Source organism: Cystobacter fuscus, from assembly GCF_044360685.1.
Classification (GTDB): domain Bacteria; phylum Myxococcota; class Myxococcia; order Myxococcales; family Myxococcaceae; genus Cystobacter; species Cystobacter fuscus_C.
This window is the reverse complement of record NZ_CP043491.1, coordinates 2,988,297-3,011,558: the sequence shown is the minus strand read 5'-3', so window position 1 is coordinate 3,011,558 and position 23,262 is coordinate 2,988,297. Positions and strand designations below refer to the sequence as shown.

20 protein-coding genes are annotated in these 23,262 nt (G+C 70.5%); 4 read left to right on the top strand and 16 right to left on the bottom strand.

Annotation, left to right across the window (positions count from 1 at the left end):
- Window positions 1–14 precede the first annotated feature (14 nt).
- Genes F0U63_RS12460 through F0U63_RS12420 form a run of 9 tightly spaced genes read right to left on the bottom strand, consistent with a single transcriptional unit; the run spans window position 15 to window position 10,979 of the window.
- Complete coding sequence (locus F0U63_RS12460) at window positions 15–1,436, bottom strand: hypothetical protein (protein WP_395846108.1); 1,422 nt, start codon at window positions 1,434–1,436, stop codon at window positions 15–17.
- On the bottom strand, window positions 1,433–2,488 hold the full coding sequence (locus tag F0U63_RS12455) for an AAA family ATPase (RefSeq protein ID WP_395846107.1): 1,056 nt from the start codon (window positions 2,486–2,488) through the stop codon (window positions 1,433–1,435). The genes F0U63_RS12460 and F0U63_RS12455 overlap by 4 nt, the downstream gene beginning before the upstream one ends.
- On the bottom strand, window positions 2,485–5,724 hold the full coding sequence (locus F0U63_RS12450) for a hypothetical protein (protein ID WP_395846106.1): 3,240 nt from the start codon (window positions 5,722–5,724) through the stop codon (window positions 2,485–2,487). Before F0U63_RS12450 ends, F0U63_RS12455 begins: the two co-directional genes overlap by 4 nt.
- A complete protein-coding gene (locus F0U63_RS12445) occupies window positions 5,724–5,993 on the bottom strand; it encodes a hypothetical protein (protein ID WP_395846105.1) in 270 nt (89 codons plus the stop codon). Before F0U63_RS12445 ends, F0U63_RS12450 begins: the two co-directional genes overlap by 1 nt.
- The gene (locus F0U63_RS12440; RefSeq protein WP_395846104.1) at window positions 5,986–8,103 is read right to left on the bottom strand and encodes an AAA family ATPase; all 2,118 of its coding nucleotides are present in this window, start codon (window positions 8,101–8,103) and stop codon (window positions 5,986–5,988) included. The genes F0U63_RS12445 and F0U63_RS12440 overlap by 8 nt, the downstream gene beginning before the upstream one ends.
- A complete protein-coding gene (locus F0U63_RS12435) occupies window positions 8,100–8,666 on the bottom strand; it encodes a hypothetical protein (protein ID WP_395846103.1) in 567 nt (188 codons plus the stop codon). The genes F0U63_RS12440 and F0U63_RS12435 overlap by 4 nt, the downstream gene beginning before the upstream one ends.
- Before the next feature lie 12 nt (window positions 8,667–8,678).
- The gene (locus tag F0U63_RS12430) at window positions 8,679–9,728 is read right to left on the bottom strand and encodes a hypothetical protein (protein ID WP_395846102.1); all 1,050 of its coding nucleotides are present in this window, start codon (window positions 9,726–9,728) and stop codon (window positions 8,679–8,681) included.
- Entirely contained in the window at window positions 9,725–10,327 is a 603-nt protein-coding gene (locus tag F0U63_RS12425; protein WP_395846101.1) for a 4Fe-4S single cluster domain-containing protein, read from the bottom strand. The genes F0U63_RS12430 and F0U63_RS12425 overlap by 4 nt, the downstream gene beginning before the upstream one ends.
- Window positions 10,328–10,373: 46 nt before the next feature.
- A complete protein-coding gene (locus F0U63_RS12420) occupies window positions 10,374–10,979 on the bottom strand; it encodes a Uma2 family endonuclease (protein WP_395848362.1) in 606 nt (201 codons plus the stop codon).
- 97 nt (window positions 10,980–11,076) lie between these two features.
- Here F0U63_RS12420 and F0U63_RS12415 point away from each other — a divergent pair, with 97 nt between their 5' ends.
- Complete coding sequence (locus F0U63_RS12415; RefSeq protein WP_395846100.1) at window positions 11,077–11,718, top strand: GNAT family N-acetyltransferase; 642 nt, start codon at window positions 11,077–11,079, stop codon at window positions 11,716–11,718.
- A gap of 43 nt (window positions 11,719–11,761) precedes the next feature.
- Here the strand turns inward: F0U63_RS12415 and F0U63_RS12410 are convergent, their stop codons facing one another.
- The gene (locus F0U63_RS12410; protein ID WP_395846099.1) at window positions 11,762–12,484 is read right to left on the bottom strand and encodes an antibiotic biosynthesis monooxygenase; all 723 of its coding nucleotides are present in this window, start codon (window positions 12,482–12,484) and stop codon (window positions 11,762–11,764) included.
- Window positions 12,485–12,711: 227 nt separating this feature from the next.
- Here F0U63_RS12410 and F0U63_RS12405 point away from each other — a divergent pair, with 227 nt between their 5' ends.
- Window positions 12,712–12,870: a hypothetical protein gene (locus F0U63_RS12405; RefSeq protein ID WP_395846098.1), complete on the top strand. Its 159-nt coding sequence runs from the start codon at window positions 12,712–12,714 to the stop codon at window positions 12,868–12,870.
- 185 nt (window positions 12,871–13,055) lie between these two features.
- On the opposite strand, the gene F0U63_RS12400 is transcribed toward F0U63_RS12405, so the two are convergent.
- Both F0U63_RS12400 and F0U63_RS12395 read right to left on the bottom strand, forming a co-directional pair.
- Window positions 13,056–14,039, bottom strand: coding sequence for an aldo/keto reductase (locus F0U63_RS12400; RefSeq protein ID WP_395846097.1), 984 nt, complete (start codon window positions 14,037–14,039; stop codon window positions 13,056–13,058).
- A 42-nt stretch (window positions 14,040–14,081) separates the two neighbouring features.
- Window positions 14,082–14,864: a TetR/AcrR family transcriptional regulator gene (locus tag F0U63_RS12395; RefSeq protein ID WP_395846096.1), complete on the bottom strand. Its 783-nt coding sequence runs from the start codon at window positions 14,862–14,864 to the stop codon at window positions 14,082–14,084.
- A gap of 145 nt (window positions 14,865–15,009) precedes the next feature.
- On the opposite strand from F0U63_RS12395, the gene F0U63_RS12390 reads away from it, so the two are divergent.
- Window positions 15,010–15,687, top strand: a complete 678-nt coding sequence (locus F0U63_RS12390) for an oxidoreductase (protein WP_395846095.1) — start codon at window positions 15,010–15,012, stop codon at window positions 15,685–15,687.
- Between the two features lie 70 nt (window positions 15,688–15,757).
- Here the strand turns inward: F0U63_RS12390 and F0U63_RS12385 are convergent, their stop codons facing one another.
- The 3 genes from F0U63_RS12385 to F0U63_RS12375 form a co-directional block, all read right to left on the bottom strand.
- Window positions 15,758–16,162, bottom strand: a complete 405-nt coding sequence (locus F0U63_RS12385) for a hypothetical protein (protein ID WP_395846094.1) — start codon at window positions 16,160–16,162, stop codon at window positions 15,758–15,760.
- Window positions 16,163–16,188: 26 nt separating this feature from the next.
- Window positions 16,189–16,506, bottom strand: coding sequence for a hypothetical protein (locus F0U63_RS12380; RefSeq protein ID WP_395846093.1), 318 nt, complete (start codon window positions 16,504–16,506; stop codon window positions 16,189–16,191).
- A 579-nt stretch (window positions 16,507–17,085) separates the two neighbouring features.
- Window positions 17,086–21,027, bottom strand: coding sequence for a protein kinase (locus F0U63_RS12375; RefSeq protein ID WP_395846092.1), 3,942 nt, complete (start codon window positions 21,025–21,027; stop codon window positions 17,086–17,088).
- 89 nt (window positions 21,028–21,116) lie between these two features.
- Between F0U63_RS12375 and F0U63_RS12370 the strand changes: the two genes are divergently transcribed.
- Window positions 21,117–22,070 carry a sigma-70 family RNA polymerase sigma factor gene (locus F0U63_RS12370; protein ID WP_395846091.1) on the top strand — a complete coding sequence of 318 codons (954 nt, stop codon included), beginning with the start codon at window positions 21,117–21,119 and terminating at the stop codon, window positions 22,068–22,070.
- 17 nt (window positions 22,071–22,087) lie between these two features.
- On the opposite strand, the gene F0U63_RS12365 is transcribed toward F0U63_RS12370, so the two are convergent.
- Window positions 22,088–23,167, bottom strand: a complete 1,080-nt coding sequence (locus tag F0U63_RS12365) for an ADYC domain-containing protein (RefSeq protein ID WP_395846090.1) — start codon at window positions 23,165–23,167, stop codon at window positions 22,088–22,090.
- Window positions 23,168–23,262 lie beyond the last annotated feature (95 nt).

Here is a 23,262-nt window from a genome sequence, read left to right as displayed (position 1 = left end):
TTGGCCCGGCGACGCTAGAGGAGCCCTCGCGCAAGCTCAAGCGCCACTCCGCGCCAGGTGGCCCAGATTTCCTCGCCGGGGGACTCGGGCGACGAGGCGGGCAAGAGCCGTGGCACCGGCTGGGAGACGTCGAGCAGCGACAGGCCCACCTGGGACGAAGCGGGAGGCACCTCCCGGCCCCCCAGCAACAGCACGTCCGTGCGGGCCCGCTTCGCGTCCTCCGCCGCCTGCGAGAGGACCGACTCCAGGCGCTCCGCCACCGTCACCTCGGCGGTGCCTCGCGCGAGCCACTCGCGCAGCAGCAGCTCGCACAAGCCCCGCTCCGCCTCCAGTCCCTCACCCACCACCACCACCCGGAAGCGCAGCTCCTCCTCCCCCAGCCACACGGAGAGCCGCCGCACCAGGCTCAACACCAGCCCCAGCACCAGCACGCCCCGCTGCCAGCGCAGCCCCGCGTCCTTGACGCGTGCCTCCGTCAACCCCGGCAACAGCACGAACGTCACCCGCCGCCGCCGCCGCACGACGAGGCTCTCGTCCCGCGTGTAGTAGAGCAGCTCGCCCTCCACGTAGCGCATGTCGAACAAGTCCAACCCCGCGTCGTCCTCCATGTAGACGAGCTCCGAGGTGACCAGGTTCTCCAGGCTCCCCACGTTGGACACCGAGGAGAAGCCCCCCTGGGGAAACGCCGCGTCGTCCTCCAGGTGCGAGGGCGTCTGGCCCGAGACGGGCTTCCGGGGCCGCGCCCGCGTGGGCAGGGCCTCGGCGAGCGCCTCCGCCGCCTCCACCGCCTGCTCCAGCGCCAGCCGCCGCGCCCGCCCGTGGAGCCGCTCCAGGTTCTCCAGGGTGAACACCTCCGCGTCGCCCAACAGCGCCCGCGCCCGCCGGGCCGCGCCCCCCAGGGCCTCGTAGGCCCCGGCCAGCCGCTCCACCTCCACGCCCCGCTCGCGCAGCGCCGCGTGGCCGGTCTGGAGCAGCTCGGCGGGAGGATGTTCGAGCACCCGCCGCGCGAGCCCGGGATTCACCGCCGTGCCCCCCGTGAACCCGAGCCGCGTGAGAACCCGGGCCACCAGGAAGGCCACGCCCCGCGGACGGAGCTCCACCGGCATGCGGGCCAGCGCGTTCACCACCGCCTCCAGGTGCGGCTCGGCGGCCAGCCGCGCGAGCAGGTGGTCCTCATACGCGCGCACCGCGGCCCGCAGGGAGGGCTCGGTGTCCGGCACCGGCCGCGAGGACTCGAGCGGCGCGCCCAGGGCCAGCCTCCCGAGGTCCACCACCACCCCCAGGGGAGGCAGCGCCGGGAGCTCGGCGTGGGCAGCCAGCAGCCAGGGCACGGCTTGCGCCACGGCCTCGGGGGACGTGCCCTCCAGCCGCGCGAGGCACAGCCCCGCGCACAGCCACCGCTCCGCCTCCTCGGGTCCCCGTGGCGGCGTCGTCATGTCAGCCCGAGCAGCCGCGGCACCTTCTCCTCCAGCAGGTCGATCTCCTCGCGCGTCTCTCCCAGGAAGGAGAGCAGCACCAGGTCCTCCCGCTCGACGGCGCCCCCATGGAAGATCCACGCCCGCGTGCGCAAGAGCCGGTAGAGCTTCACCAGCTTGCGATCGCTGATGAAGACCCCGTCCTCGCGGGTGAGCGTCTGCACCACGCGGCGGAACTCGCGCAGCAGCTCGTCGCGGAAGAAGAGTTCCCGGTCGCGCAGCTCGCGCCCCTCCGGCCCCGGCTCGCGCCGGCTCATCACCAGCGTCAGGTAGCGGTGCGCCTTGAGGAAGTCCTCCAGCGTGGCGTGGCCCTCCGCCCAGGGCTTCTGGTTCAGCTCGCGCTGCGTCTGCGACTCCAGGCCCGAGTCGATGAGCTCGAGGAAGTAGCGGTCCTGCACCGGGCGGCACGCCGCCTTCAGACAGAAGCGATCCTTGAGCGCCCCCAGCTCCGCGTGCTCGGGCAGCTCGTTGGTGGCAGCGAAGAGCACCTTGAGGCGCACCGGCTGGGGCGCGCCGTCCTGGTAGAACTTGCGCTCGTTGATGACCGTGAGCAGCGCGTTGAGGATGGCCGAGCTGGCCTTGAACACCTCGTCCAGGAAGACGAGCCGCGCCGTGGGCAGCTTGCCCCGCTCACGCCGCATGTAGCGGCCCTGCCGCAACAGGTTGATGTCGATGGGGCCCAGCACCTCCGAGGGCTCGGTGAAGCGCGTGAGCAGGTACTCGAAGTAGTCCTCGTCCCCGATGCGCAGGGCGTCCTTGAACTTGAGCACCAGCTCGGACTTGGCCGTGCCCGGCGGACCCACCAGCAGCAGCGGCTCCTGTGCCACCGCCGCCACCGTCATCAGGTCCACCAACGTCTGCTTGCCCACGAAGTGCCGCCCCAGCGAGAGCCGGAAGCGGTTGATGCGCTCGCGCAGCGCCTGGGACTCGCGCGAGAGCACCTCGTGGGACAGCTCGGTGATGGGATCGACGGCGCTCCGGCCGTCCGCGGGCTCCCGGGTGGGAACGCTCATGGATGCTCCTCCAGCTCCCGGTGGATGCGGCGCCGCACCAGGAATTCGTCCTCGTCCAGCCAACGCCGGGTGCGCTCACCCGACCCCTGCCCCACCCCCACGTGCCCCAGCACCAGCGCGTCCGCGAACTCCACCACGGACAGGCAGAAGTGGCTGTTGGTGTTGTAGCTGTCCGTCACCCCGGGGAGCTGCTCGGACAGCCGCGCCAGCGCCGGCAGGGCCACGTCCACCGGGGCCTGGGACAGCGCCCCCGCGAGCCCCCGCGCCAGGGTGAGCCGCTCGGGCATGGGCCCCTGGAAGTTCCCCAGGAGGGTGAAGGCGCGATCGAACACGGCGCTGGCCTCCGGCATGTGTCCGAGCAGCGCGAGCCCGGCGGCGATGCCGAGCTGGGTGGACAGGGGCACCTTCTCGGGACGGGCGAGCAGTTGCTGGCCCGGCTCGAGCAGCCCGGTGGCCTCGCGAATCAGCCCCAGGCGGCGCAGGTCGCGCAGGGACGCACCGAGGATGCCATGGCCCCAGGCCGCCGCCTCGGGAGGGAGCCCCACCAGCAGGGCGCGCAGCCGTGCCACCAGCGCCTTGACGTGATCCTCTCGGCCGAAGTGTCCCGCCACCGTGAGGGCATCCCCCAGGAGCAGGGCGTGGGCCTCGTCGGGCAGGCCCTCCAGGGCGGGCACGAGCCGGGTCAACAGCGGCAGGGCGCGGGCCGGAGGCAGCCGCGGCAGGGTGTCGAGCAGACCTTCCAACAGCCGCTGGCGCTCGGGGGCCGGCGTGAGGAGGGAGAGCGCCCGGGCGGCGAGCTGTTCCACCGCCGTGGCGAGCCGCTCCACGTCCTTCTCCTCGCGCAGGACAGCGAACTCCTCGCCTCGTGGATCCCGCTCGCCCCGTCCGAAGGAGCGCGCCGGATCCAACCGCTCGCTCGGCTCGAGAATCGTGGAGGCCTGCCGGAGCCGGTCCACCTTGTACCGGTGGAAGCTACCCAGGGCATGGAGCTCGGTGGCCAGCTCGTGGGGAAGCGGTGTCTCGGAGGGCAGGCCCTCGAGCGCTTGCGCCACCCGCGCCGCATAGGCCCGGCCAAGGAAGCCATGCACGAGGTCCTTCCCCTCCAGGCCGGAGGTGGCGCTCGCCGTCAACTCCCGCGCCCGGTCCGCGTGCCCGAGCCGCGCGAGCCCCCAGGCGAAGACGAAGCGCACATAGGCCTGGGTGAGGGCGACGGGGGCCTCGAGGGCGGAGCAGTGGCGGGGTGTGCGCTCGAAGCGCTCGAGCAGCCCGTCGAGCTGGGCGCGCAGCTGGGAGGCATGGGCCGCGTCCACACTCGCGCGCAGGAAGGTGGGCACGTCCCGCGCCCGGGAAAGGCCCCGGTGCAGCAGGGCGAGCACCCGGTCTCCGGCCTGAGCCAGTCCGAGCGCATCGCCCCCGGCGAGCCGGGCCAGCGCGGCGCGGGTGAGCCAGAGCGAGCGCACGTCGAGCGCGCTGTCATGCCGATCCAGCCAGCGCTGCACCGCGGGAACGTCGAGCGGCTCGCCGGAGCCATGGAACACCCGCAGCACGTGACTCGCGAGGGCGCGGACGTCCGCGGCGGAGGGCGCGGCGAGGGCCAGCCGCTCGGCGGTCGAGGGCCCCTCCGGCATGGACTCCGCCCAGCGGACCGCGAGAGACGCCGCCTCGGCGCCCGAGGTCTCCCAGAGGGCACGGGTCCAACACAGGCTCGCGTCGCGCTCGCGCCCGAGCAGGCCGTTGAGCTCCGCCATGCGCACCCACGAGGGCAGGCGCTCGGGCGCGTCCGCCGGGGACTCCAGCGAGAGGAAGTCCTTCTCCCGCGTGGTGAGTTCCCGCTCGACCTCGCTCGTCCGCGCGGGCGTGAGGGGTTCCAGGCGCATGGGCGGGGGCCGTGGCGCCTCCACCCGGGGAAGCCGTGACGCGGCGAGGGGCTCGGAGGCAGGCGAGGCGGGACGACGGCGGGAGGAGCGACGCTCGGGCTCCTCCTCCTTCACCGGCGGCGGGGACTTTTCACGCGGCCCGGTGTCCGTGGCCTCGAAGGCCGCGAAGTCGAACGTGGCGCCACGAACCCAGGGCTCCAGCGCCACGGCCCCGGTATCGAGGACGTACTCCACCCACTCGTCGAGCGGCTGGAAGGCGCGCTCCGGGAGGCGCTCGGCGCGGAAGGTCCCCTGCCCCGTGGGGTGCAGCCAGGTGACGGTGTCCGCGTCGGGCGTGAGCAGGGCGCGCAGCCGGTCCCCGCGCAGGGGCGGCTCCAGCAGCGCGTCGCAGGGAAGGTAGAGGGTGGGCAGCTGGGGCAAGGGAGCGTAGGCCGTCCCGGCCAGTCCGAGTTCCGGAGGCTTCTCCCGCCCCGGCCGGGCGCGGAGGACGACGTGGGGTGCCTCGGGAGGGCCCGAGACGGCGAAGCGCAGCTGCGCGAGCAGCGCCTCCGGCAGCGAGTGGACGAGTGACTCGACCTGGGCCACGGCGTTCTCGCGCAGCACCCAGAGGCTGGCGGGCTCCACGCGCGCGGCCTGGCGGAGCCGCAGGGGCACCGAGAGGCGTCCGGGCACGGGGCGAGGCACCCAGTCCTCCGCGGGCTGGGGCAGCGCGAGGTCCACGAGCTGGTACAGGTCCAGCCAGGGCCCGTCCGGCGCGGTCATCCAGTTCCCCTCGCCCGGGAGCAGCAGCAGCGTCCCCGGGGGCGCCTGGAGCCCACGGGCCAGCGGGTGGGTATGGCCCAGCTCCATCCACACCCCATGCAGCCCGGCGGTGACGGGCGCGAAGGCACGCAATCCCGCGATGCGATCAATGGCGCGCGTGAGGGTGAAGTACGGCGGAGCCACCGCCCGCAGGAGCGCCCGGCGCTCGGAGCCTCTTCCGGCGAGGCACAGCTCCTGCCGATCACACCCGAGCCGCAGCAGCTCTCCGGCCAGGGGCAGCAGCTCGCGCTCGTGCGCGGCCAGGAAGAGCACCGGACCGGTGGGCACGTCCAGCCCGGGCATCCGCCGGACCGGGAGCAGCTCCGCCCAGCAGCTCACGGCCGCGCCGTCTCCGGAGGCTTGCTCGTCGAGGCGGATGCCGAGCTCCCCGAGCGCCTTCACCTGCGAGCGGGCCAGGGGCACCTCGGGCGTGACGAGCAGTCCTCCCTCCCCGGTGCGCTGGACGCGTGCCCGAGCCACCTGGACCTCGGTGGGAACGAGGCCCGAGGTCAGCGCGAGCCGGAGGACTTCCTCGGTGGGGAAGACGAACGTGGGCATCAGGCCTTCCGCGCGACGCGTCCGGAGACGTCCTCGGAGGCCGGGGTCTGCTCTCCGCTCGGGCTGCTCGCGGGCGTCTCGCGCTCGACGACGATGCGCCCCACCTCGGAGGCCTTCAACGCGCCCCCCGCGATGAGCTTGTCCACCAGGCGGCGATGCTCCTCCTCGTGCTCCATGGGCAGGGCGTCGGCATCGCTCTCGTACTTGACGAGGATGTCCTTCTTGCCCGTGGTGGGATCGATCTGCAGGCGGAGGGTGAGGCTAGCCACGGCTGGACTCCTTGGGCGCCACGGAGGGCATCAGGTGGGCGAAGGCCTCGCGGTCGAGCACCTTGCGCTCGAGCAGCAGGTCACGCAGCGAGAGGAGGAGGCTCCGCTCACGCTGGAGGATGTCACGGGCCCGCTGCCGCTGGGACTCGAGGAGGTGGCGCACCTGGGCATCCAACTGCTCGAGCGTGGCATTGGAGAGTGGGAGCGAGGGCGCTCGTGCATCAGGCGGGGCGAAGCGCTGCACCGCGAGCGTGGCGTCCCCGCCCATGCCGAACTCCTGCACGAGAGTGCGGGCGATCTCCGTGGCCTGCTCCAGATCCTGCGCGCTGCCGATGGAGACATCCTCCAACAGGAGCGCCTCTGCCTCGCGGCCACCGAAGAGCATGCAGAGGTTGTCGAGCAACTGGCCCCGGGTGACTACATAGCGGTGGGCCCGGTCCGCGTACTGCACGAAGCCGAGCGAGCCCGCGAGGTCCCCCCGGATGGAGATGCGATCGATGGGCGGAGCGTGGGGACAGTGGAGCGCGCACAGGGCGTGGCCGGCCTCGTGGGTGGCCACCACCTTCTCCTCGGCGGCGGTGAGCTCCGGCCGATCGAGGTACTCGGTGAGGGCCTGCTCCACGTCGAGGGGCTCGGTGGGGCCCGGGTTGCCCTCGCGCAACCGCCGCCGAGCCAGCGCCCGGCACAGCGCCTGGAGGTGATCGCCGGAGTAGCGCGAGCCGGTGCCCTCCACCAGGTCTCCCGTGCGCTTCACCGCGTACTCCAGGGCGCGCTCGGACAGGCCCAGGCCGAGCTTCCGGTCATAGATGGAGAGGATGGCCCGCCGGTCCGTGCTGTTGGGATAGGGAATGCAGAGCTGGAACTCGAAGCGGCCAGGGCGCAGGAGCGCGGGATCCAACGACTCGACGAAGTTGGTGGTGCCCACCACGAAGACGAGCTCCTCCTTGCGGAAGCCATCCATCTCCGTGAGGAGCTGGTTCACCATCGAGTGCTCCACCCCCGAACCCGTGTACGTGCCGCGCGCCGCGGCAAACGAGTCCAGCTCGTCGAAGATGATGATGCTGGGGGCGGCCTGGCGGGCGCGCACGAAGATCTGCCGGAGGTTCTCCTCGCTCTCGCCCACCCAGCGGCTCTTGAGCTCGGGGCCGCTCACCACGGTGACGGCCGCGCCGAGCGCCGAGGCCATCGCCTTGGCGAAGAGCGTCTTGCCCGTACCGGGAGGGCCCCAGAAGATCATCCCGCGCGGCAGCAGCGACTCCACCTGTTTGACCTGCTCGGCGTCCCCGAGCGTGTCCTTGTGGGCCAGCACGTCCAGCAGCTCGCGCTGGAGCCGCTCCTTCACCTTGGTGTAGCCGCCGATGTCCCGGTGCAGCTCCAGGTCCGGCACGCTGAGCGAGCCGGACAGGGTGGCGTTGCGCAGCTGCGCGTACGCGGGGCGGGCGTCCGCGGGGTAATCCTCGCCGGTGATGGCCCCGAGCAGGCGCCGCAGGCGGACGGCGTTCACGCCGGACACGTGCTTGTAGAGCGCGTAGGGCTGGAGTCCCCGGCCGAACTTCCGGCTCTCGCGCTGGGTGACGAGGTAGCGCAGCCGCTCGCGGCTCACGCCCAGGAGGCTCTCGCGGTGGGGAAAGAGGTTCTCGATGACGCGCGGCAGTGGGAAGGAGGGATCCTTGAAGCCCACCCACACCATCTCCGGGTTCTCGTAGAGCAGGGGGATGACCTCGCGCGCCTCGGTGGTGAGCCCTCCGCTGCTGGTGGTGAGCAGATCCAGGTGGGGCAGCACCACGATGCGCTCGCGCACCGCGCCGCGCACGGCATCGCGCAACTGGGCGATGAGCGTGGACATGAGGCTCGGCGCCGGCATGCCCGGAGGAGGCTCCTGGGCGGCGCGGCCATCCAGGTAGAGGAACTGCTTGCCCTCGCGCTTGAGCCGGTCGCGCAGGCACTTGTAGAAGAAGGGCGTCAGCTCCTTGTCGGCCTCGACCATGACGGCGAGACCCCGCTGCAACGCCTCGCACACGCGTCCCAGCTCGGTGGGATAGGCCGCCTCCACCGCCGCGAAGGGGGACAGCTCGACGGGCAGCTCCTGCTCGGGGATGCGGGCACTCACAGGCGGACCTTGATGGTGAGCGAGCCGGTGGCGGGATCCTCGCTGATCTCCTCCACCGTGCCGAGCTGTCGCGCCCGGACCTTGAGGGCCTCGGCCGTCACCTTGTTGGTGACGGAGTCCAGCTCCTGCTTCAGGTCACGCAGCCGGGACTCCAGGCGGCGGGTGAGGTCCTCGCGCAGCAACTCCCGGGCGACGCTGGCCCGGTCCTCCAGCCGCGCACGGGCCTGTTCCCGGGCCTGTTCCTCGGCCTGCTCCTTCTCCTCCTCCCGGGCGTAGCGGCGCTGCGCCGTGGCCTCGAGCTCCACGGCCCGCTCGTCGGCGAGCGTGACGCTCACGTCGCCCGTCTGCACGTCGATGGCCAGCCGGACACCATCGGCCTCGGTGCGCAGGGCGACGGGGCCCTCACGCGTGAAGCCACGGCGCGCCAGCTCCTCGGCGAGCAGGCCCCCCAGTTCCTCCTGGGAGAGGATGGGCAGCAGCTCGAGCTTGGAGCAGACACCATCCTCGGCCTGCACCACGCGGTTGAGGGACTCGGAAACGGAGATGCGGTAGGCGCGGCTCATGGAGAGTGGAGGCTAGCTGGAAACCGCTTCGATGGGGCCAAGGGATGCGAGGGAACGCTCCCGCTCCGCCGCGAGCCGGAAGCCAGCCTCGCCGAACGCGCTCCACTGGGAGAGCAGGAACTGGGCCGCGTCATAGTCATCGTCGAAGAAGCGCACGGCACGGTGCTCTGCGTCCCAGCGGGCGAGGCGGGCGAGGCTCCGGAGCCAGGCGCCCGCGGCCCGGGAGGCCTCGGCACGGGCGCGCAGCGAGGCGAGCGGGGAGAGTCCTTCCACCCAAAGCGTGGCGGGACGTTCCACCAGGCCCCTGCCCGCCTCCAGCAGGAAGCCGGCGAGCTCCCTCCGCCGGGCGGCCTCGAGCGCATCCAGGAAGGCGGAGAGCACCGCCTCCTGAGCCGAGCCGAGTGCCACCATGTCCGCGGGATCGGAGACACGGCGCTTGGACTCCTCGAGGCGGAGCCAGCGGCGGGCGAGGTCCGCCTGCAAGGCCTCGAGCACGAGGCCCTCGTGCGCGAGCAGCGGCGTGAAGGCCGAGGCGTCGAAGCCCGGCGGAGGCGGGCCGAGCAGCTCGGGAAAGCCGAGCCGGCAGAGCGCCGAGTGCCGGAAGAGGGGCTGGGCGCCCACGGAAGGCCCACAGGGCGTGCCCGCCACGAGGTGACAGCACAGGTAGAGGAAGAGCTCGTCGGCGAGCGTGAGGGGCTCCACCACCTCGAGCAGCTCGCAGTCGAGCCGTCCGAGGGGCTGGGAGGTGAGCCACTGGAGGGTCCGCACGCAGGCGGACGAGAAGTGCAGCACGGGGGCGGCGTGCCGTTGCCAGAGCCGGCCCTCCTCGGCCTGTCCCTCGTGGAGGTGACGCTGCCGCCGCCAACCTCCGCGCCGGACGAGGGCCAGGACGATGCCCTTGGCGAGAAGGTCGCGCAGCACGTGGAGCGCGCGGGGGCCAAGCTTCGGGGGAACGTCGCGGCGGGTGAGGAGGAGGTCCTCGACGGAGGCGTACTGCCCCGAGCCCACGATGGCGCGGGCGAGGGACAGGAGGGTGTGTTCACTCGGGGAGACGGACATCATGGCCGCAGCCGGTTGGCGAGCTCGGGCCAACCGTTGATGACGAGCTTGCCGTCCACGAAGTGGATTTCGGCGGTGTTGGGAGCGGAGAACCGGGGATCGTCCGGCGAGTAGCGCGAGGTGAGGAAGTGCAGGACCTGGTTGCGTGAACCAATCCAGCGGCGGCGCGTGTCCGGCTGGTCCTTCTCGTAGCGGCCGTCGACGAGCAGGTCGGCGGTGGCGAGGAGCCGGTCCACCTCTGGGTTCGCCTGGGCGCGCAGCTCGGCGAGGGTGTAGCCGCTGAAGATCATGATGGAGAGACCGGCCTCGCGCAGGCGCTCGCACAGGGCGGCGGCGGGGCCGGGCTGGGCGAAGGGCTCGCCCCCGAGGAGGCTGAAGCCCTCGATGTCCGGGGTGGCGAGGATGCGCCGGGCGAGCTCCTCGACGGTGACGAGGGGGCCGCGCTCGGGGGCGAACATCTCCGGGTTGCAGCACCCCGGGCAGCGCAGCGGGCAGCCCTGGAGCCAGAGGGCGAAGCGGTGACCGGGGCCCTCCGCCTCGGTGCGGGGGACGAACTGGGCCACCCGGAGGGCGGGACCTGGAGGCAGCGGGACTTCGCTCATGGGCACCCCCAGCATGCCAGCCCGGAGGCCGCCAGACGAGGGCACCTCACTCGGACCAGAGCAGCGGCAGCTCGAACTCGATGACCTCGAACGGCTCGGTCCGCACCCGCTCCTCTCCCGCCAGGGACTGAGCGAGCACCCACTGCCCCTCGACGAGCCGGTAGATGTCCAGCGTGCGGGCCAGCGGCTCCACCAGCCACAGGTGCTTCACTCCTTCCCGGGCGTAGATGCGCATCTTCGGACCCTTGTCCCGGCTGCGCGTGCGGTCAGAAAGAATCTCGCACGCCCAATCCGGGGCCAGACCGTAGTGCGCCGGAGCATCGGCTCCACCAACGGCACGCGGCAGTCGCTCGCGAGTCCACCCTGCCAGGTCCGGCACGAGCTTGTCCGGGCGTGGGCCGAGGTGCAATTCCGGCTCATTGAGGATGACCCATCCCCCCGGCCCTCCTCTTCCAAACTTGAAGGGCCCTCCGATGAGGATGCCCAGGTTCGACGCCACGTTGGCATGGGGACGAGCCGGACGCGGGCTGAGGTACAGCACCCCCTCCAGGATCTCCGCCACCATCTCCTCGGGAGCCGCCTGGAAGGCCGCCTCCACGGACGGGTCGTTGGGTTCGGTGGACTCGGACTCGGGAGGGCGGCGAGTGACCATGAGAGAAGAGTTTCGCATGGCCCTCTCACGGTGCAACGCCGGGACCATTGAAGGCCGGAGCTGAAAGCCCACCATCCCAGACGTAGACTCCCACCTCATGACGACGCCCGCCGGCCCCCTCGCCATCAGACCGCCCTACCGCTTACGAACGCCCCGCCTCCTCTTGCGCTGCATGGAGCCCTCCGACGCCGCGCTCCGCAAGGACGCGGCGGACTCCAGCGGAGCGTTCCTCGAGCACTTCTTCCCGCCCACTCCCGAGGGACCCATGTCCCTGGACGCCCACGCCGCGCAGATCCGCAAGCTCCGGGCCAACTTCGATCTGGATCAGGATCGCGCCCATGGAGCCTTCGAACCGGAAACCGGCCGGATGCTGGGCGAGGGCGGACTGATCAAGCGCGCTGGCATTGACGCGCTCGAGATCGGCTACTGGTTCCGCCACGACGCGACGGGCCAGGGTCTCGCCACGGAGATGGTCTCGGCGCTAGTCAAGACCGCCTTCGAGTTCGACAAGGTGAAGCGCATGGATCTGTTCTGCGCGCCAGACAACGAGCGAAGCGCGGCGATGGCCCGTCGGCTGGGCTTCACCTTCGAGGGACGACTGCGCGACCGGCAGTTCGCGCCGCACCACCCGCGCGGAGATCTGCTGTGCTTCACCCTCCTGGCCTCCGAGTACCCCCAGACCCGGGCCCACCAGCTCCCACTCGAGGCCTTCGACTTCCTCGGACGGCGAATCGCCTGAGGCCGCGGCGAAGGCCAAGAGGCTGTTTCGCTAGGACCTTTCGTCATTTCCTCGCCCGATCAAGGACGATGGGCTCCATCGCGGCGAGGAACTCGAAGCGGCGGACCTCATATTCGACGCGGATGCCAGGATGCGACCGGACCGCGCGCCAGAGTGCTGAGTCACCGATACTGCCGTGCGGGGCTCGTTCGTCAGCTCTGTGCCGCAACGCCGCACGGTGCGCATCGGCGCTCGTCCATTCGGCCAGGTTGACGACGTGGGCGCCGTCGGCCGACAGGAAGAACGTCGCCGCGAGCAGGCCAGAAGGCGGGGCGGGATCCGACTCCACGGCGGTCATGACCGTGTCGACCCAGTCGCGTTGAACCCGGGGGTCCGGCTGGAGCAACGGCTGGCGCACCACGACCAGACAGCGGGCCTCGCCAGGCTCCTTGCTCACGAAGCCGCGATAGAGAAGGCCGGGCTCCCGCCAGTCGCGGTGGATGTTCGGCACCATCTGGTCGACCACCGCACGTGGCCTCGCGCTGACCTCCAGGTAGGCATCACGCGCGGCTGCATCCGTCCACTGGGAGAGCAGAAGGAGCGTGAAATCCTCGAGCCCACGGAAGACGTTGAAGCGGAGCAGGCCGGGAGCTGCTGGCATGGCCGACAATGCGGCCTCCGCGGCGGCGCGCTGGTCTTCGGGCGACTGGAGCGTCCAGAGACTCGTGATGACGGCGGTAGAGCGTGGATCCCGGATGGGTGCCAGGTGGGTGCGTTTCATCGACATGTCTTCATCTCCTTGTCAGCCGTCCGCGTCGGCGAGGCGCGGATGCATGCGGACGATTCAGTTGCTCACTCATGCCCCGAAAATATGGCGGGACGGACCCGGATCAACGGAATGAGCCGCACGCCCTTTCACTTGACCTCAACCTTACTCGAGGTTTCATCTTCAACCCACACAGACCCGTGGCGAGCACACGCGCCTGCCGCGGACCCGGAGAGAGGAGGAGTTCCATGCCACGGGATGAGCTCACGGTCGGACAGGTGGCGCGGCGCTGCATCGGCTGTGGCTGCCTGTCCTTGAAGAGCTGCAAGCTGGCCAATCCGGACGACGTTCTCGGCTTGCAGGGACCGGGGGCACGCAAGTGGGCGTCCGTCAGGCATCCCCGGTGATGCCCATCCATTGTTGCTCGTTCCTGGGCGATGAGCGGACCTGGGTTGCCTGTCCATCCAGGAATCATGTTCACGATGGCCGATGCGACGCGCCCCCTTCTGCTCCTTCGATGAAGGTGACGGCCGGGCCGACGAACCAGCCGCAATGGATCGCACGCAGCGTGACCGCGACGGCCCATCCCGCCTCAAACGCCCAGGACTTTGTGCGGGCGGTAGGGTTCCTCGAGGCGGGCGATTTCCTCACTGCTCAGCTTGACCGACAGCGCGGCAACGGCGTCCTCCAGATGGTGCGGCTTGGTGGCGCCGATGATCGGCGCGGTAACGGCCGGGTTGACCAGCACCCAGGCCAGCGCCACCTGCATGCGCGGCGTGTCCCGGGCTTCCGCCACCTCGCCGAGCCGGTCAACGACAGCGAAGTCCTCGGGCTGGTAATAAAGGCTTGCCCCGAACTTGTCGCCCTTGGCGCGTGCCGTCTCGCCGTCGTTCTTGGTGCGGTTGCCGGCAAGGAAGCCGCGGGCCAGCGGCGACCAGGGAATCACGCCGATGCCTTGGTCGCGGCACAGGGGCAGCATCTCGCGCTCTTCCTCGCGATAAACGAGGTTGTACTGGGGCTGCATCGAAACGAAGCGGGTCCAGCCGTGCAGGTCGGCCGTGTAGAGCATCTTGGTGAATTGCCAGGCCGCCATCGACGACGCGCCGATGTAGCGGGCCTTGCCGGCGCGTACCACGTCGTTCAGCGCCTCCAGCGTCTCCTCGATCGGCGTGGCCGGGTCGAAGCGGTGAATCTGGTAGAGGTCGATGTAGTCGGTACCGAGCCTTTTCAGGCTGTTGTCGATTTCGGTGAAGATCGCCTTGCGCGACAGCCCGAAGCCGTTGGGATCGTTCGGACGCATCCGGCCGTACACCTTGGTGGCGATCACCACTTCCTCGCGACGCGCGAAGTCGCGGATCGCGCGGCCGAGGATCTCCTCGCTGGCGCCCAACGAGTAGGCATTCGCGGTATCGAAGAAGTTGATGCCCAGCTCGAGCGCGCGCTGGTAGAAAGGGCGGCTTTGCTCTTCATCCAGCACCCAGTCGTGCTGGCCCGGCACCTTCGCGCCATAGGACATGCAGCCCAGGCACAGGCGCGACACTTTCAGTCCGGACTTGCCAAGATTGACGTACTCCATTGTCGTTCTCTCCTCGAGGTGGAATCCATCTTGCTGAAGGCCTCAGGCCTTCCTCGCCCCTGACGCCGGGGCCGCACGGGCCAGCGCGCCCGTGACGAGTGTGACCAGCATCACTTGGAGGGTCGGCGCGAACTGGATGCGGAACGCCTCCAGAGACTGGTCCGCCTCGTAGGCGGCGAGAACGCTCTTGGACGCGCGGGAGTGGGTCCAGATGGCGGTGGTGGCCAGGAAGGCGTAGTTGCACACCTCCTGCACCCGCTCGCCGAGTTCCGGCAGGCAGCGCCCGAGCAGCGCGCCCGCCGCGGCCGCGTTGGCGATGGAGGTCCGCTTGTAGCGAAGGGCAACCTCGGTCGAAACGTTGTGCTCGAGCACGGCGGCCCTGGCGGCGAACAGGTCGCAGAACACCTGGCGTGCGGCAAGCGACCGGGCGAAGGTGGCCGCGAACTGCTCCACCCGTTCGCGCAGCGGCGCCCCCTGACGCACTCCGGACTCAAGCTCCGTGGGCAGCGCCGCGAGCCAGTTCTTCCAGGCCTGGTCGAGCAGCTCGAGGAGCACGGCCTCGCGCGACTCGAAGTAGCGCAGCACGTTGGACTTCGCGAGCCCCACGCGCCGGGCAAGCTCGTTGAGGCCCACCTCGGCCACCGGCATCTGCTCGAGCATCGCAGCCGCGGTAGCGAGGATGGCACAGCGCCGGACCTCCCGCTGCTCCTCGCTGCGCGCGCGCAGGAACTCGGCCTCCGCCGGCGCGCCGCGCCGCCCTCCAGCCTTCCCCAGGGGCGCCTTGCGGGACGTTCCATGCCCCCTGCGCTGTCGCTTCGCCTTCACGCTGGCAACCATGGGAGCGAGTATAAGGAACCGACGGTCTCTTGACAATACGACCACCGGTCTCTTATCCATCTGACTCAACAGACCGGTGGTCTTTCATCTCTCTGGCCACCGCGCTCCCTCCTCTTCGGACCGAGGAACGAACGTGCAAGAGACCAGGTGGACGAAGTCGAGTGGTGCGCCTTCACGGACCGTCGTCCTGGCTGGCGCCACGGGACTGGTGGGACACTTCCTGCTGGAGGGCCTGCTGGCCGACAGCACGGTGGCGGCCGTGCACGCACTCGGGCGACGCAAGCTGGGCGACCTCCACCCGAAGCTCACCTCCCACGTGGTGGACTTCGCGGCGCTTCCCTCCCTGCCGTCCGTCGACGAGGTGTACCTGGCGCTCGGCACCACGCTCAAGGTGGCGGGGAGCCCGGCCGCCCAGCGTGCCGTGGACTTCGACGCCAACCTCGCCGTCGCGCGCGCGGTGCTCGCGGCCGGCGCCCGGCGCCTTGGACTGGTCAGCTCGGGGTTCGCGGACGCGAAGTCCCGGAACTACTACAGGCGGATGAAGGGAGAGCTCGAGGAGGCGCTCTCGCAACTCCCCTTCGAGGGGCTTCTCTTCGCGCGCCCGCCGCCGCTGGCGGGTGACCGGGCAGCGCTCGGTCAGCGGCCACGCCCGGCCGAGAGGGCATATGGGGCCCTCGCCCGAGTCATCGCGCCCCTCCTGCCCGAGCGCCTCCGGCCCATCGCCGCCGCCCAGGTCGCCCGGGTGCTGCTCGCGCGCGTCCCGACGGTTCAGGGGCGCGTGGTGCTGACGGCGGGCGAGTTGCACGGCTGAGCGGCGTCCGCGACGCAGGGGGCCTGCGGCCCGGTGAGCTGCCCACATGTTGCATGGAGTCGCCAACGCACTACGAAATCAGCCCCATCAGATGGAAGAACACCAACCCGGAGCCGGCATGTGGTCCTCCCGAGAAGCCTGGAAAAAGGCGGTGGACTTCCTCCGCGACGTCCCCCTCATACATTTGCGTTGCCAGGGTCACCCAGTCCAAGCCTTTGACGTCTGGCTTCAGCTCAAGCGCTTTACGCCGCGCCCATGCGAACAATTCATCTTCCTCTGGGTCACCGCCCGACGACCATTTGACTCGCCAGAATTCATGGCCAGAGTCAGGGGATGGAGATCCAAGGCGGATGAACTCAGCGGAAAGGTCGTTGTAATCCCGGCGCTCCGCCCAGGCCTTCGCACAATAGAGATTGACGATACACCCCACATAGGTGTCCCGTCTGTCGAAGGCCTCTTCCTCCTCTAGAGTCATCGGTGATCGAGGATCAGGCGGAGTCCTCACGAACCTTCCTCCACCATACGGTTCTGCCTGGCCCATTCATTCGCTGCTTGATTGTATAGGTCCGCTGCATCACGTGGATACGTCTGCTCGTTGCAGGCGCTTTGGGCGAACAGGACGGCAACGCCCATGGCCGCCTCGCGTTGTTCCAATGCACGTGAGGGCTCCGCATTTGCCTTCATGAGCTTTTTATGTAGCCGAAATGCTCGCTGGATGGCGCAATACTCGAACAATCGCGCAACGACACATGCTCGGATGTCCGGATGGAGCCTGGCCATTGCTTCATGAAGTCGCGCCCCCCAGAGCGCGTGATTCATGGAGTCAGCGCACCAACGCGTGGCCTCGGTGCTCTCGCCTTTAGGTGAGGGAAGTCGGACACCCGCCATCATGGCGGGCATCTCATTGTAGTTCGGCCGTTTGACCGCGCCTACCTCATCCGCGGCCCAAAGGCCGGGCTCTGGCGTCGGTGGGAGGAGCCGCCGGTTCGGTGAACGCTCCACTTGGACGCTTGGTGGCTGCCACGGCTGGCCGAGCGGTGACGCACCGGCCCCCGCGGGGGTGTAGCTGGGACGGGGGAACTGGGGAACAGGCGCTGGGACAGGAGTGGGGAGTGCGGCGGCTTGATGAAAGCGAGCGGACCCCACGCCACTGTTGGCGCATCCAGACAGGAATAGGGCAACGGCCAAGTGTTTCATGTCTGATGGCCTAGGCCACCTCGTCCTTAATAGCCAATGAAAGGTCACGCAAGAGACTCCTACGCACGAGGTCAGGGCCCCTGTACCGACCACCAGGAGGCACATGCGAAGCACCACGCCCATTTGACATGACTTATAAGGTCATTTCAACCGGAGTGATTGAAGGAGAAGGCGCGAGTGTCGGACGAGAAGGACTGGAATCTACCGTGGAGAGAACGAAGCACAGACGCGCACGCCGATCCTGACGTCGCGCGCCATGGGATCCCCGGGCGAGAGGTCCGCGATGGCCGCGGCGAAGGCGTCGTAGTACCACGAGCCTCCCCGGAGAACGACGCGCCCGAACTCCGGTGTCACGGAGCGCGTGAGTTCGTAGGCGTTGCCAGCCATGTCGTGCAGACCGAAGGGGCTCACCGACGCGGGGTGGGAACCGACCATGTCGGGCCCAAAGGCCGTGGGCGCCCGGTCGTAGGTCTCGTCGATGTTGGCGTCGTCGGGCTGCAGTTGGTCGCCATGAGGGTAGCGGCGGCCATCCGCTCCCCGGGCCGCGTACTCCCACTCGTGCTGGCCACACAGGCGCGCTCCTGGCAGACGCTTCGTCCGGTCGAGCCAGTAGAAGTAGCCTTCCAGGTCCTGCGCGGAGACGCCGAACAGGGGAAACCGTCTCCAGTCCGCGGTGTTCCGCCGGGTCCGCCCCGCGTAGACAAAGGTCTCGCCCACCTTCGCCGTGCTGAACTCCTCCGGCGAACGATAGAAGGTGAAGCTCCAGCCCACGCCGGGGTGCCGCCGCAGCGTCACCGCCCCACCATCGCCGAAGCGCGGCTGCTCGAGGATCCGCCTCGCGGGCGCATCCGGAGGCAGATCGTCGAGGTACGTCATCCAGTCGCCGAACGTCACCTCCCGCTGGCCGATCAGGTACCCCGCGTTGAGACAGAACCGATGAATCGGCGCGCTGAACGAGAACCTGCGCACCGCCTCGGGCTCGGCGCTGCCCAGGAGGAAACAACCCGGCGGGATGTAGACATAGCCATCAGGCACCACGGTGGGGAGCGTGAGGTGGACCGTTTCGCGGACACCGTGCGAGAGGAGCAGCGGCAGGTCCACCGGCACACGCCCCGGCCGCGTGACGTGGAGCACATAGGAGCCCTCGGGCAGGCGAAGGCGGGCGATGGGACTCGGCCCCAGGGAGCTGGCCTCCGCGACGGGCTCACGGCGGAAGGTCCCCTCCTCCTGGGTGTAACGCTCGAGCTCGACGTGTGCCCCAGGTGGGGTGGTGATGAGCTCCAGTTCGGCCGGGGCCTTGAGCCGTTGCAGCCATTCCGTGCCCACCCGCGCCGTGTCCACCTCCTGCTCCAGACGCCGCACCCACTCGTCATGCTCACGGCTCTGGTGAAAGCGCTCGGCGAGCAGGGCCCGTTCATAGGTGAGCTCCGAGATGAGCCGGCGCGTGCCCAGGTGGTGGCGGTCGCGATCCAGGGCCCTCTCGAGGTTCCGGCTGGCGCGCGTGTAGGCCGCATCCGCCTGATCGCGCAGGGCAAGCGCCTGGGTCCATTGCCGCTCGGCGGCTCGCCTCGGAGCATCGGGTCCCGACAGGGTCTGGAGGCCCACGGACGGCGGCGCCCGGCCATCGAACAGCGCCAACGCCTCCTCGCGGCGTCCGAGGGCCCGCTGGGCGAGGTCTCGGCCCGCGGCGAGCGCCTCGCGTGCCAGGCCGTGCTCGGTGGCGACGAAGCGCGCGTCCTCGAGGTACGCATGCAGACGAAGCCCGCCATAGGAAGCGCAGACGGCGAGCGCCAGGCCCAGCACCGCGAGCCAGCGCCCCCAGCGCTGGCGTGTCACGGCGCGCTGGGAAGCGAGGAGGAAGGCACGCTCGCGCGAGCCCAGGGTGGAGGGCTCGAGCAGCCGCGCCTCGTCGAGCTGCCGTTGCCCCCAGAGGGCGTCGCGAGCCCGCATGAGGCGCGCCCATTCGGCGCTGGCCGCCTCGACCCGCTTGCGCACCACGCGATGGCCGATGTCGTCATCGAGCCAGTCGCGGAGCGTGCCCCAGCTCTCGATGAGCGACTCGTGGGCGATCTCCCAGCGGGGCTGGCCGCCCACGGTGCGCGTGTGCAGGAGGCGGCCCTCGACGAGCGCGCGAAGGGCGGCACGGGAAGCCCCATCCGAGGCCTCGGCGAGCTCGTCTTCACCCCGCTCGATGCGCGTGCCCTCCTCCGTCACGAGTTGGAGCAGGAGGCGCCGCGCAGCCGCGTGCTCCGTGGGACTCAGGCGCGCGAGCACTCCGTCGGCATGCCGGGACAGCGCTCCCGCCACCCCGCCCATCTCCTCGAGCGCCTCCCGCGTGATACGGCCGCCCTGCTCGGGATTGCGCCGCTCCCACAGTTCGGCGAGCGCGAACTGGAGCAGGGGCAAGCTGCCCACGCCATGGGCCGTGGAGGCGACGAGCGTCTGGAGGAGCTCACCGGATTCGAAGGCCACGCCCCGGCTGCGCGCGGGCCCGACGATGGCCTCGCGCACCCCTTCGGGTGACAGGGGGCGGAGGATGTAGAGCGCCCGCTCCGCCGCGTCGCCCAGGCCGGGAAGCGCGCACAGGCGCGTCAGGAAGTCGCCGCGCACCGCCAACAGCACGTACACCCCCACCGGCGGCAGGGCGAACTCCCCGAGGAGCCGGGCGAAGTGCGCCGCCTGGACCGGTTCGGAGAGGGTGAGGAGCTCCTCGAGCTGATCGATGAAGAGCAGCAGGCCCCGTCCACTCGAGTGCGCCTCGCGCAGCGCCTGGCCGAGCCAGGCCGGCCTGTCCGCGAGCGCGGTGACGAGCTCCGCCTCCTTCCGGCCGAGCAGGGGCGCGAGCGCGGCGGCGAGGGCCTCGAGCGGACGATGGCCGGGCCACAGCGTGAGCGTGGTCCACTCACGGCCTTCATCCAGGGCGCCAGCGGCCACCCGGGGCAGGACGCCGGCGCGGCACAGCGAGGACTTGCCGGTCCCGGAGTCCCCGGCGACGAGCACCAGGGCGCGCGAGCGCAGGCGCTCGAGCACGGCGCGGATGTCGGCGTCGCGCCCGAAGAAGAGCGACCGGTGCTCGGCCTCGAAGGGAGCGAGGCCGCGGTAGGGATTGCCGGCGGCCAGCGGCTCGGGCGCGCTGAGGCGCTCCAGCCGCTCCAGGGCCTCGAGGAGGGCCTCGGCCGAGGCGAAGCGCTCGAGCGGATTGGCCGCGAGACACCGCGTGATGATCGCGGCGAAGTCCGGATCGATGCCCGGCACGAGCGCGGCACGGGCCAGCGCCTCCGGGGGCCGGAGCGACGCGCGGCGCGGCACCTCGCCCGTGCACAGCTCGTGGAGGATGAGCCCCAGGGCGTAGAAATCACTTCGAGGGCTCGCGGGAGCACCGGCGAGAAGCTCGGGCGCCATGTAGGGCAGCGTGCCGCCGATGGGGCGCGAGGTGGAGGCCTCGGCCGCCCCCACCTCGAAGCGCTCGGCCAGACCGAAGTCGAGCAGCTTCACCACGCCGTCCCGGGTGACCAGGGCGTTGGAGGGCTTGAGGTCGCGGTGGAGCACGCCCTGGCGATGCGCCGCCGCGAGCCCCCGGGCAAGTCCGATGCCCAGGGCGAGGACCCGGCGCCAGGGCACCGGCAGGGGCAGCGCCGCGAGGCTCTCCCCGACGACGTACTCGGAGACGATATACGGGTGGCCGCTCACCTCGCCGACGCTGAACACATTGACGATGTGGGGGTGCTGCAGGCGCGCGAGCGCCCGGGCCTCGGTCGCGAAGCGCTCACGCACCCAGGCAGCCGGCTGACTCGAGGCCATGAACTTCACCGCCACGCGCCGATCCAGCGAGGTGTCGTGCGCCAGGTAGACGACGCCCATGCCGCCACGGCCGAGCTCGCCTTCGAGGCGGAACGCGTCGAACGCGTCGGGTGGCGTCCAGACGGTCCCCGGCTCTTGCGGGGTGCCGGCCGGCTCGCGGTCCTCCGTGGCCTCTTCCCCCGCGCGCTGGATGCCAGGCGTGAACGTGGCGAGCAGGGCCCGGCAGTCGTCGCACCCGGCGGAGTGCCGATGGATCCGGGCCAGCTCTTCGTCCGGCAACCGATCCTCGAGCAGCTCGACCAGGAGCTCGTCCGTCAGACAATGGGAGATGGGCTGACGCATTGGTTGGAAGGGGCCAGGCCGGCCACCGGGCAGTCCTCCTACAGCCGCTCCCGTTGGGGCCGGGTGGAGCGCATGGTATAGGCCCCGTCATGGATGAGGTGCGAGAACTGGTCCCGACATTTCTCGCGCACACGAAGGTGCGCTTCGTCCCCCCCACGGAGGCGGAGGCCGCCGCGCTCGACCAGGTGCTCATCCGCGCCTGGGAGGAGGCTCGAGCGCAGTGGCCGGGCGTGGTGCTCCCCGCGGGGCCGTTCGTGCTCCACCTCGCCGAGCGGCTGCCCGAGGCGAATTCCCACGACCCCATCGCGCCGCTCTTCGCCAGGATGTCCCTGGCGGAGCTCTACCTCACGTGTGCGTGTCTCCAGGGCCTTGCCTCCGCCCAGGAGGCCTTCGAGCGCAACTACCTGGCCAGGCTGCCGGAGAAGCTCCGAGGGCTCAAGCAACCCGAGGGGATCATCGACGACGTCTGCCAGATAACGCGCGTGAAGCTCCTGGTCGCCACTCCCGAGAGCGCACCCAGGATTGGAGAGTACACGGGGCGGGGCGCGCTGCTGAGCTGGGTGCTCGTCACCGCGGGGCGCATCGCCACCCGGCTGCGGGCCGCCGAGAAGCCCGCGCCCGAACAGGACGCGGAAGAACTCCTCAAGGCGCTGCCGGGACAAGGGACCGACCCGGAGCTGGACGTCATGAAGCGGCGCCACCACGCCGAGTTCCGCCAGGCCCTGCGCGAAGCCTCCTCCACGCTCTCGGCCGACGAGCGCCACCTGCTCCGCCTCCACTTCGCCGATCGTCTCTCGACGTACGAGCTGGCCTCGCTCTTTCGCGTCAATCAATCGACCATCTCCCGCTGGTTGAAGAGCGCACGGCAGAGGGTCTACGAGGAGACCCGTTCCCGCCTGAAGGCACGTCTGGGCCTGTCCACCCTGGGCTTCAAGAGCTTCCTGGCCTTCGTCGATAGCCAGATGGACCTGAGCATCAGCCAGCTCCTGGAGGACAAGGGCACCGAGGCGCCTCCAGCCGGGACTCCTCCAGAGGACGGCTGATGCGGGGTCGCGCGGGCTCACCGGCCCTGGACGGGGGCGGTGGTGCCTTTCGAGCCCCCATAGGACAGGTTGCGCAGCAGCGCGGACCCGGGGGGAACGTCCACCCGACGCACCGTGCAGCGATCGCCCCCGCCCAGCTCGGCCACCGCGCCCTTCTGGAACCGGTTGGGACACTCCTGGAGGATCGCCTCCATCGCACGGCCGTCACGGGTGCGCGCCAGGCAGGTGGCCCCGTCGGGTGCCCACGCCGCCTCGAAGGAGGCCCGCGAGGGATCCCATTCCTCCGAGGCCTCGGTCGTCCGCTGGATCAGCCCGAGCCGATCGTACATGTCGATGAGGGTATCCTGGTGCGTGTGGTTCCGGCCATTGCCGCAATAGTCCGCACGCGCCATGCGGGTGCAGGCCTGATGGAGGCCGGTCAGCGGCTGCCCGTCGCGGCGGACCCAGGGCTTGTAGCCCCAGAGGATGCACTTGGCGATGGCGCCATTCTGACAGGCGAAGGTGAGCTTGCCGGGGGACTCATGGTGAGCCCCGCTGGCGTCCCAGAAGCCGCCCACCGCGAGAGCACGGGAGTCGGTCACGCGGTCCAAGGCGACACAGGGGTTCTCCCACTCCTGGGCCACCGCGTTCCAGGCCTCGATGCGGTAGAAGACCATGCCGGGATCCTCGGGGGAGGGCTCGGCGCCGCAGATGGCCACCTCCACGCGCCTGCCGTGACTGTCGGTGGCCTGGAGTACGGTGCCGACGACGCCGCTGGTGACCCCCCCTGCCTCCGGGGCGGGAGAGGCCACCAGGTGCCCCCCCTCGAGCCGCAGCGCCTTCACCCCGGCATCCGCCTGACGCAGGGGCGAGAGATCGGCCGAGACGAGCACGCTGCTGCGCTCCTCGGTCGCCTTCTCGGTGTCCCAGTCCCGCTTGGTGCCCCACAACATCGTCCCCTGGGGCCTGGCGATGCGGTAGGCGGCCTGGGACTGACACCGGCGCGCGTAGCGCTCGGCTTCGTGCACGGGCGTCGCGGAGGCCGGAGCGCCGGCCCACGCCCAGGCGGGGAGCTGAAGCAACAGGCAGATCAGCGGAAACTTCCTCATCGCGTTCATTGCTTTCTCTCCGGTGTGCTCACGGGGTTGGGCTGAACAGGTGGCTCGCAATCGTGGAGAGTCAGTGAGCTCGACATTGATGCAGAGGATCCGCA